The following is a 16,827-nucleotide window of genomic DNA, read 5'->3' as shown; positions in this document are numbered from 1 at the left end:
GTAGTGTACCTCGCTTCCTAGTAAGATTATAACTCATTAGGTCGGGGTGTTACAACTAAATTTTACCACAACAATTCTTCTAATTTCCAAAAATTAAATATCTTATTACATTGCACTGTTAAAGAGCTGTTTATCAGTATATACCTACTTTCCTAAATCCCTGAAAGACTGAAACATCGTAATCTGAAGTCATTTTTTTAATTTCCTCTGTAAACGTCGATTTTCCAGTTCCGTTTTTTCCAAAAATAAATGTAATTTTTTTTCTAATTCCAATTCACTGTCTTCAAAAGTATCAACCATTAATAAATCAATCTTCATTTCTCATAATCCCCTTTGCAATTTTATATACACTAAGCAGAATATTATCCAAAATCACTCAACAATTTTGCTTACATCAAAACCAGGAAGCCCCTATTTACAAGGCTTCCCGCTGTTGTTACATTACTCAAACTCTTGGGCTGAGAGATTTATTTGGCTGTTTCTCAGTACACATTTGTGAGTTTTATTCTTTATATTCATCTTATTTCACATTTTTGTGTACCTCACCTAAAATTTTTAGAGCCAAAATGGAGCCACTATTTGTCACAGCATAAATTGTATTATGCTACAGACATATTTTCTATATCGCTACACCACCGTTCTAAGTTTGATTTAACATTATTTCCACTATCTTTTAAGTGCGATAATACATGCTTAGCATTCAATATGTATAAATAGCATAAAACATCTTTTGCCGTTCGTATCTTCTCTTCCGAAGAAATCACACTGAAGAAATTTAAATCATCTAGTGCTTTAACTTGCTCTTCTCTATGACTTCCTCCATGTAGAACCAATCTATACATCAAATTATTGAAATAAGCTCGATATTGCTTCGGAATATCATTCAAAATAAATGAATCTGTTGAAATCTTTTCTATATTTTTTTGTACTGAAATGTTGAAAAAGCTTCCAGCACTTGTCGTATTATATTTCCTATTATAATTTCATACTCTTCTGCCTCTCCAAGTGCATATTTATATATTATTTTTATCAATTCCGTATACTCTTGCCGATTCTTATATTCAAATTGTTTGATATTTTGTTTTGCCATTTCTAATCTATTAAATTTCATTTTATTACCAGAAAACTTTTCATTACAATTTTCAATTAGTTCTTCATAGATTTTGTCCAAATCGTAAAATGTTCAATAAATCATGTGTCATTACTATAGCTTTGGTATTTATATTTCCAAGCAAAAACAACCCCAACTGATATTTTAAAAATGACATAATTCCAACTTTGTTTTCGATATCAAAACTTGATACAGGATCATCAATTAATAGTATATACTCTTGGGCATGGCTTTCCTCGAATTCCTGATTTTGCATAATATTAGCAAAGTAATAACATAATGCGATAATATTTCTTTCTCCCAATGATATTTGAGTTGGTTTCACATTATGTCCATTAGATAGAAGTACATATTCATCATCTCTATATTCTATTTTAAGTCTATCCTCAGAGAAAAAAATATATTTCAAGCTATTGTTAATTACATTTAATGCAACATGTATATTTTTTCTTTGAGCCTCTAAACGGTCAATAGCCTCTTGTTTTTGTGATAATACTCTGTTACATTCTGCAAGTTTAGTCTTTTCATTTTCATATTCTTGCTGTTGAATTGAATATTGTGCAGCAAGTTGTGCTATATCATAATGTGCTATTTCATCGTTTATTTTACCCATTTCAGTTCTTATTGGCTCTGTTGCTTGTATCTTGCTATTATATGCATTTCGTAAATCCTCTAGCTGTTGCAGCTGCTGTTTAAGCGTCTCCAATAATTCGTTCACCTTTGTTTTGCCAATAAATATAGGTAAATATGGATTTTCTATTTTTCTTTTAATTTTATCGTTATTTTCTCTAATACCTGTGTTTACACTATCTATAACTTGAATGCAATCATCTACCACATTGCCAAGCTTTACAAATGCAGACAAATCTATACTTATTTCTGGCATCAATAACTTCTTCAATTTCGCTTGATGTTCTTCAACAGCCTTGCTTAACACTTTTTGAATACTTTCCACTAAATCTTTTTTATATTCTACATCTACAGGTTGCAAACAATATGGACAATGTTTGGTATTCTCATCATTGAAGCTTGATATCATACTTGCCAACATGTCACTTTTTCCGTCTTGAATTAATTTCAAAAGATACTTTTCTCTATCCGACAGTATTGGCTCTTCTATCTTCATTGATAGCAATTCTTTAACCTCTGAATCATTATATGTGACCGATATTTGAGGAATTACATTTCTGATTACAGCATCTCCATTTTCTGCTTTCTGTAAGTCCAATAATTTCTTATCAAAAAGAATTATTAATTCATCCCTACTTTTCTGCGGAGCCAAATTTATAAATTTTTTATATGTGTTATCTTTCACTCCTGTATTAGAGCGACCATTTCTAACGATTTTATCTCTTCCCGCCCAACAGTCATCTCCCTGTAGTGCAAGTTTCAATTTCATTTGATAGAATTTCGGAGACTTACTATTATCTCTATTTTCAAAAACATTTCTTATAATATTTTCTTGATCTATATATTGCTGCTTAGCAATGTGTAATTCGTTTTGTGCATCTGTAATTTTATCTGCCAATTCTACTTGTTGTCCAAGCATGACTATTGTGTTTAATCCTGTATCTTGAAGTTTTACATTCGCGTCAACAAATTCTTCGTCAAATACAAATATATGCTTTTTTTCATCTTCTGATAAATTGATAATAGTCCCATCTTTATCAAACACATTAGCATCAATAATATCAGTATAGCCACCTAAAATTACTTTCTTTAAAGCCTTTGCAACTGTACTTTTTCCTGCACCATTTCTACCATATACAATTGCACCTTTAACACGTTTTACTTTATTTCCATCTCGTGGGTCTAGTATATTTAAATCTGTTAAATTTTCAAAACTTCCACCTTTTAACTTTATTCCCGAAACATCATTTAACATGTTATCACCCCTTTATTATTATTTCGTTTTTTCATATGTCATTTGACACTATCTATTATTTATTTCATTATATCATTAAACTATGACCTTGCCCACCTTACCTCAATATTTTTTCATTTTTAAATATCTAAGTAACATAATTTTAGCTCTCATACCTAAAAAACTCCCTTGCCATCATCTCCACCGTAGCCCGGTTATACCCCTTTTTCAGATACCCCTGCACAATCGTCCCAAACATTTCCTTAACCATGTCATCCTCAATATCACAATATGCCTGCATCTCCCCAGACAAAGTCATTGCCACATACTCTATCGGCTTATTATCCAACAACCTATGCAGCTTCGCCAGTGACTGCTCCGTTGTCCTCAGAGCAGCCTTCACTTCTTCACACTTTATCCGCAACATATTTCCATCTGTAAACCACACCTCAACATAGCCGTTATCCATGTTATAAGCACATTCTACGATATTATCCATTCGATTATCTTTCATATCATCAATCCATCCTTCCCATTATCTTGTCCCCTAAGACCTGTCATACCGCCTTATCTGCTGCTCTGTACGCTCCTGTTCCTTTACCTTACGAATAATCGTATCAATCTGCTCTGCACCGGCATATCTCTTCACACACTCCATATCATCAGCCTTTTCCTGCAACAGCTCTGTCCTATCACTCATATCCTTAATCTTGCCCTTGTAAAACTCCACATCCTCTGACAATCTCTTCTTTTCTTTTCGCAATTGCAGGACTTCCTCTTTTAGCCTTACACACTGGATTGTCAGATTCTTTATCAGTGTTTTAAGCTTATTCACAAATGGTATAACCACCTTATCCCGAAATGACTTAGCACTTGCAAATGCTCCCGGTTCCGGCAACTGCCACTCCGGTGCTTCATCATACTTTCTTACATCACGCTGTAATAACTGCTCCGACTGCACCATCTGCTCTATATGGCTCTTAAGCTCATTCTGTTGCTTTTCAAGTTGAACATTATTCTGTTGCAAATCATTATATTTTTGTCTTAATGCCTGATTATCCAATTACAACGCATCATTCCTTTGCTCCAGAGAATAATTATCAGCGGACAACTGACCATTCACATTCACCAATTTACTATTCATATATTGTAAATCTTCATGCCTTTATTCCAGTTCTTCATTATCGGTCTGCAACTGTAACTGCTTTTGCTTCAAATCATGATTATCCATACGAAGTCTATCTTTGCGACTCTCAAGCCTTGCATTTTCCATCCTCAAATCTTGATTACTTGCAATGAAAACAGTTCACCACATCATGCAGAACTACTTCCTCTGCTATCATTCTTGCCTGAGTCCTTAGCCGATACATTTCCACAAAAGAATTCGACTGCTTTGGTTTATGTTTACGCAACCACTCATTTTCAATATCCTCCAGCAATTCATAAGCCACTTCATTTACCTCGGTTGCTTTGTCATGTAATTCTCCAAATCGTACCAGACTTCTGTATCGCTGCGGATATTCCTTCTGTATGTAAATCATCCACATACGACCATATTTGCCAACATCTGTACTGTGCTCCTCTCCACCTAATGTAACCAACGGATAAAAATGCCATCTTTTTCTATGTATTTCACACCTAATTTTTCAAATAATGTTTCTTCGCTCATAGCAGTCACTTCCTTTATACAAAATATCTGTTATTCCTCATTTGGTACTGTAAGTTGTTTCATATCTGCCATTGTTCTCGGTTGTTCCTTGAAACCTTCCAATATTTCCAGCATGGAGCGGATAGGAGTAAGTAACTCCCCATCCATATCCGATGCCTTTTCTATTCTTTCAAGTTCACGCTCAATCCTTTGCAGGTTCTGCCGGAATTGTACCAGCATCAACGGGTTACCTGTAGCAACCACCTTTTGATAAAGAACACTCTGGATAATATAATCCTGCTTTGTGCGAAATCCGCTGAGCTTAACTCTGTTATTCAGCTCCTCGTTTTCCTCCGGCGACATACGAAATGCTATTGTCACATTTCGCCATCTGTTTTTATCGTCTTTATTCTTTTCTGACATTGACTAACGCCTCCCTTTCCGTTTCCAGTTGTGCTGCCATATCCGTCTGCACCGTTGGAAATAAATGTGCATAATGATATGTGATATCTACTGCCTCATGCCCGACTCTTTCCCCTATTGCCAATGCAGAAAATCCTAAATTGATTAGCAATGAAATGTGCGAATGTCGTAATCCATGAATCCGTATTCTCTTCACTCCTGCAAGCTTTGCACCTCTATCCATCTCATGATGCAGATAACTTTTTGAAATAGTAAAAATCCTGTCATCATCCCTTATTCCATAAAGACTGCTTATGAAATCCTCCGCCTCGACAGCAAGAAAATCCGGCACGACAATTGTTCTGTTACTCTTTGGTGTTTTCGGGTCTGTAATCACATCTTTGCCTTCCAGCCTCTGATATGACTTATTTACCCGGAGTGTCTTCTTTTCAAAATTGAAATCCGCCGGTGTCAGGGCAAGCAGCTCACCTTCTCGAATCCCTGTCCAATTAAGCATTTCAAATGCATAATAGGAAATTGGCTTATCTGCCACACACTCTAAAAATGCCTGAAATTCATCCTGTGTCCAGAACTCCATTTCTTTATTTTCTTCCTTCCCCATAGTCCCGGCTTTTCGTGCCACATTATCTTTCAGACCATACATATTTACGGCATGATTTAATATGGCACTGAGCTGATTATGGATGGTTTTCAGATAGGTAGGGGAGAATAACTCCCCATTATCCTTTTTCAGCTTCATAATCTCATTTTGCCACTAGATGACATCCGAGGTTCGAATATCATCCAGCTTTCGTTTCCCGAAATAAGGCAGAATCTTTGTCTCAATAATGTGCTTCTTTGTCAGAAAAGTATTGCGTTTTATTCTTGGTTCTAAATCCGTCAGATAAATATCCACAAAACTTTTGAAGCTCATGCTGATACTCTGATCTTCTTTCAGTTTGAAATTACGTTCCCATTCAAGGGCTTCGCTCTTCTTGGCAAAGCCCCTCTTGGTTTTCTGTTTTCTTGCTCCGGTCAAATCCTTATAATAGGTTCTCACCTCCCACATTCCGGTCTTATTATTTTTGATAACCGCCATCTATCCCACCTCCTTATTCGTAGATAGCCCGTAGATTCGCTTCATAAAATACTGTGTACTGACACGCCCTTTTATTGTCACGAATCCATCAGCCTCAAGTTCTGCATTCAATCTTCGTATCAGTTTATAGGAATACGATAGTGATACTCCCAGCATTTCCATGACATCCTGTGCTGTCAAAAATCTCTTGTTCTCCATAAGCTAATGCTTCCTCTCTTTCGTTTTTATTATTCAGTTCATTCCTGAACGGTTATGATGTGTATTATATTAACAGTTCATTTTTGTACTGTTAATACATTTTGTTGAAAAACATTTCATTTTTGCACTGTTAATGATATAATGTACACAGATGCATGATTTGTACCTCGTGTCGTCGTGCATGCTACAACCCTCATTAACCTTATAAGGAGCAGTAAAAATGGGCGAGAAATTCACCAGACGAGTAGGCTATTTGATTCGAAATTTCAGAATTGCATCTGACATGACGCAAAAGGAATTAGCAGATAAATGTGGATTAAACGAATCCACCATCAGAAACTATGAACTTGGAAACAGATATCCCGATGAAGCAACTTTATTAAATATTGCAAACAATCTGAGGGTCAGCTTTTATGCATTATCTGACCCTGATGTGGCAAATATTTTCAGTGCACTTCATGTACTGTTTGACATTGAATGGGCATATGGATTACGACCTACTATGAAAGATGGTGAAGTATGTTTCAAATTTAAGGAGAGACTTCCAAGTGCCGGTCCTCGTCCACAGGAAGACCTTGATAGCTTCCGAAAAATGGTTGAGTATTGGGCATGTTTACGAGACAAGCTAGAGGATGGAGAAATATCAGAAACGGAATATTATCTCAAAGAGGTAAAATACCCAATGAACCCAACAGACCCGAATAAAGAGTATACTGTTTCGTTGAATCCTGATGATGACGACCAGTTACTTATTCAGAATATGAATGAGGATGACGATGCAGAAGAAACTGCTGAATTGTTAAAAGACTTGTTTCCAGATTTCTCTTATGTGAAGAGGAAAAGGAAGCCGAAGTAGAAATGCTATGTTACCAATATTTACACTATATATAGGAGAACAGCTATGAATACAAATTATGAAACCTTTAAAAAGGATAATAGACTTAAACTATTTGGACATGAAGATGCCGGAAAAGAAGACAACTCAAGATTAACATCTTACTACTACAAAACTATACAATATGAAGATGTTATGTCTGATATAAAATTGCAAATAGTAACTGGCGAAAAAGGAACTGGAAAATCTGCTCTTTTAAAAATGGCATTTATCGAAACTTCCAATACAGATATTGTCCCAATATGGATCAGATTGGATGACTTGTCAGAGCTATATTCAGAAATATTAAATTCTGATAATTTATACCAACTCAAGACCTTATGGAAACGTTCTATAAGCAAACTCGTAATAATGAATCTTGCCTCACATATGAGTTTTGCAATGGGCGAAGATTATGAAAAAGCATTACAATGGGCATATGATACAGGATACACAACAAGAGATTTTATTTCACGTTCAGCAAAAATTCTCAAACCCATGTTTGAAAAATATATTTCTTTAGACAATGATTCTGATTCTTGTGGCGAACAACATACCTTACAAAGAATGATTGCCAACAAAAAAATACGTCTCTTTTTTGATGATTTCGACTTAGATTGGCAAGGTAAATCCTCAGATGTACTAAAAATCAAAAGCTTGCTTTTGTCTTTAAGTGATATGACTAGTGACATGGATGGTCTTTCAGTACGTATAGCATTGCGTACTGATGTCTATGAAATGATACGCAACGAAGAGTTTTCTGATAAATTTGAAAGTTCTTTAATAAAATGTCACTGGAATAATCAAGAAATTATGAAAACACTAGCAAAGCGAATTTGTGCATATTTCAACGAACCTTTTGATGAAATTAATACATCCGACCAAAAGACCTTACAATATAATATTGTGAACTACTTGAATTTTGTTTTTGTCCCATATTTTGACAAAAGCACTCGTGTTTGGGCTAACGCTCCCACACACCGTGTAATATACTCATTAATCCGACGCAAACCAAGAGATATGGTAAAGTTATGTCATAGTATTGCAGAAGAAGCATATCGTAAAAAACTTACTGTTATAGATTCTTCGTGCTTTTTAGCCATATTAGAAACATATTCACAAGAACGTCTAAAAGATTTAGTCAACGAATATATAAATCAACTTCCAAAACTACAAGATTTATTAATTCGAATGGCTCCTACGCAAAAAGAGCTTCAGAGCAAATCTGCTGAACGATATGTTTATTCGACCGCAGAGTTACATGCTAAAATAAAAAATATACAACAAAACATGAATATAAGCATATACCAAGCAAATTGTGAGAAGTTATGTCCCGCTGATTTTCATCAGATAGCACATTTTTTATACAAAATAGGATTTATAACTGGAAGAAAGCGCAACGAATCCGGCAAAATCGAACGCGTATATTATGATGAATCACCTTACTTATTAAATGCAAATGTAGGTGATCGTGGATACTCATGGGAGATTCATCCTGCATATCGTGGTGCTCTAGCAAATGGAACAAATGACAATTGGGAGATAACTCTTAACCTGAATGATGAAGCATAAGTTAAATTTCTTCATATAATTCTTGCAAATTATTGTCATTTGATTGTCACACAACATAAAACGAGCCAAGAAACGCCGTAAATTCAGCATTTCTTGGCTCATGTACATTATTCAAACTCGTCCCGGGGGTTTAGTCATCCCGTAATATTCTTTCGTATTTTGCGGTAAATGTTCTGATTTTTGTTGCTTATTCCTGCTGTTACTCACTATTTTGCAAATTTTTAGTAGCAAAATAGTAACAATTTCTGCTACTGGCTATTCGATATGATCTACTTGTTTTGCTATTCACGATGAGTTGTATCTGACTATGAACAGACAACACGCAAAATGATAAATCACACTATTAGATTCAGGAGGAATGACTATGAGCAATGTACATAAAAACCAAACAATCAGTTTTCGACCATCACCATATGAACGCAAAGAAATCGAAGCCCGTATCAAAGCAAGCGGACTTTCTAAGAAAATCTTTTATACAAGGAGCTGCTTATACGACCGTATCTGTGTCGTAGGGAAAAAGGAGACAATCCTGCCTTTAGTTGATGAAGTCGAATTACTGTATCATCGACTTCTTGATCTGGAGCAAAACATCATCTCTTTCGACAATCAGAAGATCATACCGAAAGACGTCGCTTTATTTCAAGATGAGATCAACGAATTGCAGGAAGATTTCACAGCTATGCTAAAAGCACTTATTTCGCTGTTAGATGATGCAAAATATCTCTGGGAATCCAAAGAAATGTAATGTTCCATCTCCCCTTGCATTTTGGAATTGTGCAGATCGTGCGGATTTTAAAAGTATAATTGAAAAAAGCAATACGATATGTTAGAATTTTATTGGATGCCACCATAACGGTAGGCGGTTGGCCCTCTCCGTAGGGACTGTGACCCTCCGATTACATAGAAACCCATTTGGGAATCTGACGAAAGGAGGGCTGAGCCAATGAGTATTATTGATTTTATCGCAGTGGTAAGCGAGCCTGTGAAAAATCTCTGTAAATTCAACACTATAAAGGTCTTCTATGATAAAATATTAAAATCATAGGAGGCCTTTTATTATGGCAAACAGAAAAAAAGAAGTTTACAAACCAAAACCAATGACCGAAGGAAAAAGAAATCTTATTCAGGGATTACTTCAGGAGTACGATATCCAGTCTGCTGAGGATATTCAGGATGCCTTAAAAGATCTACTTTCCGGAACAATTCAAGATATGCTTGAAACAGAAATGGATGACCATCTTGGCTATAATCGTTATGAAAGATCCGATGAGCCTAACTACCGTAATGGTACGAAATCCAAGACTGTTCGTAGTAAATATGGTGAATTTCAGGTAGATGTACCTCAGGATCGTCAGAGTTCATTTGAGCCACAGATGCTTCCGAAACGTCAAAAAGACATTTCTTCGATTGATGACAAGATTATCTCAATGTATGCAAAGGGAATGACTACACGACAGATTTCAGAAACCATAGAGGACATTTATGGATTTGAGGTAAGCGAAGGAATGGTATCGGATATCACGGATAAGCTCCTTCCACGAATCGAGGAATGGCAGAATCGTCCATTGTCGCCTGTGTACCCAATTGTTTTTATTGATGCTGTACATTTCTCAGTACGTGATGATGGTGTAATCAGGAAACTTGCAGCATATGTTGTGCTTGGTATCAATGAAGATGGAATGAAAGAAGTCCTAAGCATTGTTGTTGGCGAGAACGAAAGCAGTAAGTACTGGCTGTCTGTATTGAACAGCTTAAAGAATCGTGGAGTTCAGGACATTCTCATTCTCTGCTCCGATGGTTTGACTGGTATCAAGGATGCAATCTCTACAGCATTTCCAAAAACGGAGCAGCAACGTTGTATTGTACACATGGTGAGAAACACGCTTAAATACGTTGCAAACAAGGATATGAAAGCATTTGCAAAAGATTTAAAGACAATCTATACCGCTGCAGATGAAGAAGCTTCCAGAAAGCAGTTAGAGTCTGTAACGGAAAAATGGTCTGGTCAGTATCCAAGTGCGATGAATCGCTGGCATGAAAACTGGGATGCAATATCTCCGATTTTCAAGTTTTCCAAGGAAGTTCGTACCGCATTTTACACTACAAATGCCATAGAATCATTGAATTCCTGCTATCGTAGATTGAACAAGCAACGCAGCGTATTTCCAAGCTCTCAGGCACTAATGAAAGCTCTATATCTGGGAACTTTCGAGATTGCCAAAAAGTGGACAATGCCAATCCGAAACTGGGGAAAAGTTCGTGGTGAGCTGGAAATCATGTACCCTGACCGGATGCAGATATAGCAACAAAAGCTGGAATATCAAGAGTAAATACATGCCCAGATTTTCTGGGTACTATTGACATACCAGCTTATTTTTGCTATTAAATAAATATGGCTTAACAGCAGAAAACTGCCGTCAAGCCACATCAATTATCATAGAAAATCTGAATTTACAGAAAAAATTTCACACCGTCTGGTAAAGCTTCGGCTTAACCTGCTTTGGATTAGGATATTCCCTTGGTAAGGATACTGATAAGACACAGAAATAGCCGCCCCGGTCTGGTAAACTGAGCGGCTATTTTCACTTATAATTTACTTGGCCAACCGTCTATCGGTGGCATCTTTTCTACTAATAATATAACACGATTGTTTCATGATTTCAAGAAAAACCTTTTCCTTTCCCCTTATCTCCATTATTAAAATATGCAATTATCCAGTTTCTTATACCTTCACCGGATAATTATAACCTTCATTCATTGTACTCATCTTTCGTGATCGCACCAATTTCTAATGGGTTCCTTCTCATTACATTTTATAAAATTGTTCTGCTGCCCCACCCAAATCATTTATTTATGCCACTTTTAAGTTATTAAAAAGTCCCACTACAATATTTCTACTATTTCAGATTGCTAGTATTATAAACAATAAAATTCTCTTTTGCCTTTCAAATGAAACGGAAAGTTACGATTGTTTCTTAACATAATAGGATTGACTTTTATCTATTACGCTAGCATAAATCTAAAATCGTATCTAGTCTAGATTACAGCATTTCTCTATACCATTATATTTCCAATAACTACTCTTGGAACTTTTTACTTAGCCTTAGTATATTTTCGCCTAATGAATATAGCTCCTTTCTAAAACACTCCACATCAATACTGATTTTTTTACAATTAATGATATTATATTGACCCATTTCATACAACGAAGGAAAAAGAGGACCGTTTAAGGCATTTCGCACTCTTAATAGATATACATAGGTTTCCGTATCAATAATATCTCTATAGTCAAGAATCTTTCTTGTATCTTCCAAAATTGCATTCTTAAATCCAAATTCCATAAATTTAAAATAATCCACATCTTCTTCCACATGTCTAAGACCATTAGTGCTAAACACTCGGACGCCTTTTTCGCAGAAATCATTATTTACATATGAATTGATGCTATCAATAACCTCCTTGATTTTTACTTGCATTAATTGAACAACATCAAATTCTGCACATCTTGAAGGATTTCCCATTTCTGGACTGTATTTACATATAAAATGCAAATATCTATTCATTATATCAAAAATATAGTTTTTTACCTCATTTGACAATTCTTGCTTAAGCAACTGTTCTTTTTCAAGTAGTAGCTTTTCTTCTTTTCTTTTATTTGAGATAATTATTTGTTTTACATCTTTAATTGCTCCATCTAAGTTTTCATAATTTTGTTGTTGATGTTCAATAATCTCATATAATTGCATTGTGGTTTTTGCTTGCTGTACATATTGCTCAGTCACCATCTCTGAAATCCTTGTAACATCATCATTATCGGAAATAAAGCAATGCCTAGCAGCCTCTGTAATATTCTCTGTAATTTTTCTTTTTTCTAATCCAATCCTAATTTTTTTATCATCAATAGAATAAATACTATTATGATCTAAGCAGAACTCAACATTTGGAAATTCATTTTTGAACCAATCGCTATCTGCAATTTTCTTTATACAATGTTCAAGTATTTTTTGATTTCTATTTTGGTTCATTAAATTTTCAAATTCTGTTTTAGTCTTTCCACAAGCCAAATCCAGAATTTGATCAACAATCTTGTCAAAAACAATATCTGTAATTTTTTCCATTTTTTCAGCCTTTCATAATTTTATTTTTTACAATCAGTTTCTTAATCTATAATTATATCAGCAAAAGCATCTCTTTTCTACACATCTATCCTTTCCAATAATGAAATGGGGTAGACTGGTGGAATTTAGTTTGACACTCTGAATTCCAGTAGCGTATTTTTCATGCCATAAAACCAACAAAATTTAAAAGCCAGTGAAATTTATTCTTGCACTGGAATTTACTTTTTTAAGTCAGCCTTTTCCCTTTATCTCCATTATTAAATATACATTTATCCGGCTTCTTATACTTTCCCCGGATAATTATATCTCCATTCATCGTACTCATCCTTCGTGATCGCACCAATCTCTAATTTCATCTTCTGCAGCACCCATTCTGATAATATCTGTAGCAAGATATCTGCAGATTCAGACTCCGACGAACTTATCACAAAGCAAATCTGTCCATTGCTGTCTGACACTGACAAGCCATACATATCTTCCATTTCAAAAAAAGTATGCATTAATCCTTCCGGGGTATTGAGATCTGGTGTCGATAAAGCGGTTGAGCTGACTCCGAACAGCTTTGCCAGTGATTCTAATGTCTTACTTTTAGGGACTCGTACTCCGGTTTCGTATTGTGCCATTCGTGTACCTGCAGATATTCCCGAAAAGCCAAGCAGTGCTCCAACCTCTTTTTGTGTATAGCCTTTCCGTTTGCGAAAATACTTAATCTTTTGTCCTACTGTCATAGATTTATTTTCCTCCTTTTGCTGCTCGGCAGTCATGATTGTCTTTCCTCCGCCTGCTTGACCTTAGGTTGATCTGCCGCCGGCATCCGTTCTCCACCATCTCTGGTCTGTTCAACGGAAGCACCGGCATATACCTCAAAGCAGAATCTCCTTTGAAGTATATCTCTCACCTGCTCCATAATACTGCTTTGACCTGATACCCTTCCAAGCTTTCCCATCACCATCCGCCGGTCCACAGTTGTGATCTGTTCCACTAATATCAATGAATCGTTTGCCAAATACCCCTTTACATCATCCCGATTAAGCCGGACATGCATAGGGTTATACTTTTGGTGATGTGCTTTGTCAGGGGCAACACATTCAATGCATCTGAAGCATAATAACTTCCAATGACCAGACACGGGCGAACCCCTGACTGAACACAGCTCCTGCTGTGCTGTCCCAGATCTACATAAACCAGATCTCCGTTTTCTATTTTTTCATACTGCCAAACCTCCTATCGGTGCTAAGTTAAGCTTCAATTCTCCCTCATCTACCGTGATCACTCTGCCCCCGGCTTCAAGCATCTGCCCCACTTTACCATATGCATCCGGCAGACTTTGGGAAATCATTCCCATATTTGCCAGTAAAATTGCTTCTGCTTCCCCACTTCGGATCCGTCTTACAATGTTCTGATAATGCCTGTTCGTGTCCATCTGTCCCAGTATGTTTCGATGGAATACCTTTACGATCTGCAGCTGATGGGCTTTGGCATATTCCCTGATATAACGCAGTTGCTTCTGCTCTTTCCGATCCACGGTATCCTCATCGGCAGCCGTTGCCAGATAGACAATGCAGCGTATATTTTTCTTTGCTCTTCTTTTATGTGCCATTTCTCTCTTCCTCCTTGCTATGCCGGATATGCATCGATCATATTGCAAAACACACTTTCAAAATACTTCTTTCGCTGTGGCTCCAGCATACTAAGCTTTCGATCCACAATGCTGTCCTCTTTTTTATCTGTCTCTTTCCGGCTGGCATCTTCTTCCGGTGCGATCCCCAAAATCGTGTTGGCGTCCGTATGTAATGCCGTCATCAACAGATACAAAAGGTCCACACTCATCTTCCGGCTTCCCAGTTCTATCTGATTGATGTGTGACGGTGATTTGTTTACCCTCTCGCTTAATTGTTCAATCGTTAAATGACGGCTTTTCCGGACATCTCTAAGTGCCTGTCCTGCCTTCCATCCTTCATATTCCATCTGCCTCGCCTACCTTCCCATATTCTGCGTCATATTTTCACTTTTGCTGCCAGTTCTGCCAACACTCTGCCGCCTCGATTGCGGATCAGAATGCCGGTTTCCTGCACAACATAGACCAGATCATCCTCCGTATAATCTGCATCCCTTATATGATCCGGTACGATTACATTCGACTGCTGCTTTCTATTTTCCTGTATCATTCGAAGCCTCCATTCCCAGCTGATAACAAACTGCTGTTTCAAGATTTTCAATCAAACGGGAATCCGTTACTCTTCCGATCGGATGACTGATTTGGGCACGGTCTATAGTCTGCATCTGTTCTATCATCGCCATGCCGGACTCCCACAGTTTCTCGCAATCGGTATGATCCACGAATACATGATATTTTTTATCCAGTCCTTTTAACTGCTTGCTCATGGGGATCACCTGCATGACTGGGGACTGTTTATTGTACTCTGTTGTGCTGATCACGATTGCCGGACGGCTTTTGTGGATCAGACAATCCTCTGCTATCGAACCGAAATTGACAAATATGATGTCCATCCTATGACACCACGGAAGTTTCATGACCTCTTTCGCAATTTCCTGATCACCATATACCACTTTGTTGTAACTTCTTATTTCCTGCATATCTTCGTTATGCATTTTTCCTAACCTCCTGACATTGTTTTGCCGGAAGTCCTACCGGTAAGCATTCCTTAGCTGTATCTAAAGTTTAGCGGATATGCTGTGATACAGGAATATCAGAACTGTTAAACCACTTATCATTTCTGTTTAGTTCTCCAGCATTGCCGAAATCATGGAAGTAACAGTCTGATAAACTATCTGCCGTTCCTTTACCGGAAGTGCTGCCATCATTTCCGGTATACTGTCATCTTTCTTGTCCGTTCCTAAAATAGAATCCGCAGACACTCCTAATGCAGACACAATCTTTTGAAACATATCTATCTTCATGTTATTTCCATTTTCCCAGCGGCTGATGGATACTGCCGTCACGCCGATCTTTTCTGCCAAGCCCTCCTGTGTATATCCGGCTCTTTCCCGCTCCACCGCTAATGTCTCCCCAATCTCTGCTAATGTTTTCATCATTCACTCCTTTCCGGAGCAAACAAAACGAAAGCAGCCTGCTCTTTTCGTCGCTCATAAGCAGTATGACAAAAAAATTTGAGTTTTCTCATACAAAAACCGGACAAAACAATTACAGATAGATACAGAAATCTTCCTGTATCATCCACTCTCGTTTTGTCCGGCTCCTAATGATCCTTTGTCAAATTCAACCGCTTAACAAACTCTCGATCATCGTACTAACCACCTTGATGTCCTCAACAAATTCGTAGCTCTTGCCGCTGATCTCTTGTTGTATTAAATTTTCTTATTATTCTTCCGCTTAACCGTTTATCATGATCTATGCTCCAGCCGCTTTCCATAAGCATGAAACCTCGCAACCAGGCACGACACCGCCTGCGTATTAACCGTATTCTCGGCGACCACACATACAGAACCCTGTAATGCAAACATATGAATCGGGCTCTTACACTTACCACATGTCAAAGACAGCTCTGAGCCATCCATGATCGAATTAGATAAAATCCTGTCGCACTTCGGACAATGTACCCGATATTCTATAAAACCATCATTCTTCTCCGTTTCTAATTTTTCTTTTACCAACTGCGCTCCTCCATATACATATGTATCCTCATCTTGAGCAGATAAAGGGAATAAACCTGCCGCAAGATCATACACAACAAATAATTTCCGACACACTAAGCCAAACTATCTGTTCATGATCTGCTTTCTCCTGCTGATTTTCAAGTTTCTATATGGGTTAAACAAAAAACAAACGCCACACCAGAACATTAGTTCGTTTTTCTATGTCGTTAGTATAAAGCATTTATTTCGATATTTCAAGTGTAAAATATTACTCATTTCGTCTTAAAGTTGATTTTGTGATTGATTTTTCACTCTGGATTGTA

21 protein-coding genes and 1 pseudogene are annotated in these 16,827 nt (G+C 36.9%); 4 read left to right on the top strand and 18 right to left on the bottom strand.

The annotated features are described in order from the left end of the window. Positions 1-189: 189 nt before the first annotated feature. The 9 genes and pseudogenes from ACSAJE_RS11385 to ACSAJE_RS11345 all read right to left on the bottom strand — a co-directional run bounded on the left by ACSAJE_RS11385 (position 190) and on the right by ACSAJE_RS11345 (position 6,322). Positions 190-318 (bottom strand): hypothetical protein, encoded by a 129-nt coding sequence (locus tag ACSAJE_RS11385; protein ID WP_458009132.1) that lies wholly within the window; start codon positions 316-318, stop codon positions 190-192. 595 nt (positions 319-913) lie between these two features. Beyond that, positions 914-1,090: a hypothetical protein gene (locus ACSAJE_RS11380; RefSeq protein WP_458009131.1), complete on the bottom strand. Its 177-nt coding sequence runs from the start codon at positions 1,088-1,090 to the stop codon at positions 914-916. 64 nt (positions 1,091-1,154) lie between these two features. After that, entirely contained in the window at positions 1,155-2,996 is a 1,842-nt protein-coding gene (locus ACSAJE_RS11375; protein ID WP_458009130.1) for an AAA family ATPase, read from the bottom strand. Positions 2,997-3,138: 142 nt separating this feature from the next. After that, on the bottom strand, positions 3,139-3,489 hold the full coding sequence (locus ACSAJE_RS11370; RefSeq protein ID WP_458009129.1) for a DUF6061 family protein: 351 nt from the start codon (positions 3,487-3,489) through the stop codon (positions 3,139-3,141). 33 nt (positions 3,490-3,522) lie between these two features. Continuing rightward, positions 3,523-4,038, bottom strand: a complete 516-nt coding sequence (locus ACSAJE_RS11365) for a hypothetical protein (protein ID WP_458009128.1) — start codon at positions 4,036-4,038, stop codon at positions 3,523-3,525. Positions 4,039-4,261: 223 nt separating this feature from the next. Continuing rightward, positions 4,262-4,576, bottom strand: a complete 315-nt coding sequence (locus ACSAJE_RS11360; protein ID WP_458009127.1) for a TnpV protein — start codon at positions 4,574-4,576, stop codon at positions 4,262-4,264. Positions 4,577-4,674: 98 nt separating this feature from the next. Further along, positions 4,675-5,046: a plasmid mobilization protein gene (locus ACSAJE_RS11355; protein ID WP_458009126.1), complete on the bottom strand. Its 372-nt coding sequence runs from the start codon at positions 5,044-5,046 to the stop codon at positions 4,675-4,677. Continuing rightward, a pseudogene (locus ACSAJE_RS11350) lies at positions 5,030-6,124 on the bottom strand (tyrosine-type recombinase/integrase). The gene ACSAJE_RS11355 and the pseudogene ACSAJE_RS11350 overlap by 17 nt, the downstream one beginning before the upstream one ends. Next, positions 6,125-6,322: a DNA-binding protein gene (locus tag ACSAJE_RS11345; protein ID WP_349191686.1), complete on the bottom strand. Its 198-nt coding sequence runs from the start codon at positions 6,320-6,322 to the stop codon at positions 6,125-6,127. It abuts the pseudogene before it with no gap. Between the two features lie 220 nt (positions 6,323-6,542). On the opposite strand from ACSAJE_RS11345, the gene ACSAJE_RS11340 reads away from it, so the two are divergent. The 4 genes from ACSAJE_RS11340 (at position 6,543) to ACSAJE_RS11325 (ending at position 11,071) form a co-directional block, all read left to right on the top strand. Beyond that, positions 6,543-7,178, top strand: coding sequence for a helix-turn-helix domain-containing protein (locus tag ACSAJE_RS11340; protein WP_458009125.1), 636 nt, complete (start codon positions 6,543-6,545; stop codon positions 7,176-7,178). 45 nt (positions 7,179-7,223) lie between these two features. Continuing rightward, positions 7,224-8,768, top strand: a complete 1,545-nt coding sequence (locus tag ACSAJE_RS11335) for a P-loop ATPase, Sll1717 family (RefSeq protein ID WP_458009124.1) — start codon at positions 7,224-7,226, stop codon at positions 8,766-8,768. A 364-nt stretch (positions 8,769-9,132) separates the two neighbouring features. Beyond that, positions 9,133-9,513, top strand: a complete 381-nt coding sequence (locus ACSAJE_RS11330) for a plasmid mobilization protein (protein ID WP_458009123.1) — start codon at positions 9,133-9,135, stop codon at positions 9,511-9,513. A 313-nt stretch (positions 9,514-9,826) separates the two neighbouring features. Further along, positions 9,827-11,071 (top strand): IS256 family transposase, encoded by a 1,245-nt coding sequence (locus ACSAJE_RS11325; protein WP_458009122.1) that lies wholly within the window; start codon positions 9,827-9,829, stop codon positions 11,069-11,071. A gap of 774 nt (positions 11,072-11,845) precedes the next feature. Here the strand turns inward: ACSAJE_RS11325 and ACSAJE_RS11320 are convergent. From ACSAJE_RS11320 to ACSAJE_RS11280, 9 genes are all read right to left on the bottom strand, one after another. Beyond that, the gene (locus ACSAJE_RS11320) at positions 11,846-12,886 is read right to left on the bottom strand and encodes a hypothetical protein (RefSeq protein ID WP_458009121.1); all 1,041 of its coding nucleotides are present in this window, start codon (positions 12,884-12,886) and stop codon (positions 11,846-11,848) included. Between the two features lie 281 nt (positions 12,887-13,167). Next, complete coding sequence (locus ACSAJE_RS11315; protein WP_458009120.1) at positions 13,168-13,614, bottom strand: helix-turn-helix domain-containing protein; 447 nt, start codon at positions 13,612-13,614, stop codon at positions 13,168-13,170. 32 nt (positions 13,615-13,646) lie between these two features. Further along, positions 13,647-14,015, bottom strand: coding sequence for a type II toxin-antitoxin system PemK/MazF family toxin (locus ACSAJE_RS11310; RefSeq protein ID WP_458009119.1), 369 nt, complete (start codon positions 14,013-14,015; stop codon positions 13,647-13,649). Positions 14,016-14,093: 78 nt separating this feature from the next. Continuing rightward, positions 14,094-14,486, bottom strand: a complete 393-nt coding sequence (locus ACSAJE_RS11305) for a hypothetical protein (protein ID WP_458009118.1) — start codon at positions 14,484-14,486, stop codon at positions 14,094-14,096. A gap of 17 nt (positions 14,487-14,503) precedes the next feature. Continuing rightward, on the bottom strand, positions 14,504-14,854 hold the full coding sequence (locus tag ACSAJE_RS11300; protein WP_458009117.1) for a helix-turn-helix domain-containing protein: 351 nt from the start codon (positions 14,852-14,854) through the stop codon (positions 14,504-14,506). A gap of 29 nt (positions 14,855-14,883) precedes the next feature. Continuing rightward, positions 14,884-15,054 (bottom strand): hypothetical protein, encoded by a 171-nt coding sequence (locus ACSAJE_RS11295; RefSeq protein ID WP_458009116.1) that lies wholly within the window; start codon positions 15,052-15,054, stop codon positions 14,884-14,886. After that, positions 15,038-15,499 (bottom strand): type II toxin-antitoxin system PemK/MazF family toxin, encoded by a 462-nt coding sequence (locus ACSAJE_RS11290; RefSeq protein WP_458009115.1) that lies wholly within the window; start codon positions 15,497-15,499, stop codon positions 15,038-15,040. Before ACSAJE_RS11290 ends, ACSAJE_RS11295 begins: the two co-directional genes overlap by 17 nt. Before the next feature lie 129 nt (positions 15,500-15,628). Next, complete coding sequence (locus tag ACSAJE_RS11285) at positions 15,629-15,943, bottom strand: helix-turn-helix domain-containing protein (RefSeq protein WP_458009114.1); 315 nt, start codon at positions 15,941-15,943, stop codon at positions 15,629-15,631. Between the two features lie 309 nt (positions 15,944-16,252). Continuing rightward, a complete protein-coding gene (locus ACSAJE_RS11280; RefSeq protein WP_458009113.1) occupies positions 16,253-16,522 on the bottom strand; it encodes a hypothetical protein in 270 nt (89 codons plus the stop codon). Positions 16,523-16,827 lie beyond the last annotated feature (305 nt).

This window comes from Jutongia sp. SJQ-6 (genome assembly GCF_054161275.1).
This window is presented reverse-complemented; position numbering and strand designations above follow the sequence as displayed.

Coding starts and splice junctions, on each gene's coding strand:
- ACSAJE_RS11325 (WP_458009122.1), top strand. CDS start 9,827: ATGGCAAACAGAAAAAAAGAAGTTTACAAACCAAAACCAATGACCGAA.
- ACSAJE_RS11295 (WP_458009116.1), bottom strand. CDS start 15,054: ATGATACAGGAAAATAGAAAGCAGCAGTCGAATGTAATCGTACCGGAT.
- ACSAJE_RS11340 (WP_458009125.1), top strand. CDS start 6,543: ATGGGCGAGAAATTCACCAGACGAGTAGGCTATTTGATTCGAAATTTC.
- ACSAJE_RS11355 (WP_458009126.1), bottom strand. CDS start 5,046: ATGTCAGAAAAGAATAAAGACGATAAAAACAGATGGCGAAATGTGACA.
- ACSAJE_RS11305 (WP_458009118.1), bottom strand. CDS start 14,486: ATGGCACATAAAAGAAGAGCAAAGAAAAATATACGCTGCATTGTCTAT.
- ACSAJE_RS11345 (WP_349191686.1), bottom strand. CDS start 6,322: ATGGAGAACAAGAGATTTTTGACAGCACAGGATGTCATGGAAATGCTG.
- ACSAJE_RS11375 (WP_458009130.1), bottom strand. CDS start 2,996: ATGTTAAATGATGTTTCGGGAATAAAGTTAAAAGGTGGAAGTTTTGAA.
- ACSAJE_RS11320 (WP_458009121.1), bottom strand. CDS start 12,886: ATGGAAAAAATTACAGATATTGTTTTTGACAAGATTGTTGATCAAATT.
- ACSAJE_RS11285 (WP_458009114.1), bottom strand. CDS start 15,943: ATGATGAAAACATTAGCAGAGATTGGGGAGACATTAGCGGTGGAGCGG.
- ACSAJE_RS11385 (WP_458009132.1), bottom strand. CDS start 318: ATGAAGATTGATTTATTAATGGTTGATACTTTTGAAGACAGTGAATTG.
- ACSAJE_RS11330 (WP_458009123.1), top strand. CDS start 9,133: ATGAGCAATGTACATAAAAACCAAACAATCAGTTTTCGACCATCACCA.
- ACSAJE_RS11370 (WP_458009129.1), bottom strand. CDS start 3,489: ATGAAAGATAATCGAATGGATAATATCGTAGAATGTGCTTATAACATG.
- ACSAJE_RS11315 (WP_458009120.1), bottom strand. CDS start 13,614: ATGACAGTAGGACAAAAGATTAAGTATTTTCGCAAACGGAAAGGCTAT.
- ACSAJE_RS11335 (WP_458009124.1), top strand. CDS start 7,224: ATGAATACAAATTATGAAACCTTTAAAAAGGATAATAGACTTAAACTA.
- ACSAJE_RS11290 (WP_458009115.1), bottom strand. CDS start 15,499: ATGCATAACGAAGATATGCAGGAAATAAGAAGTTACAACAAAGTGGTA.
- ACSAJE_RS11300 (WP_458009117.1), bottom strand. CDS start 14,854: ATGGAATATGAAGGATGGAAGGCAGGACAGGCACTTAGAGATGTCCGG.
- ACSAJE_RS11380 (WP_458009131.1), bottom strand. CDS start 1,090: ATGGCAAAACAAAATATCAAACAATTTGAATATAAGAATCGGCAAGAG.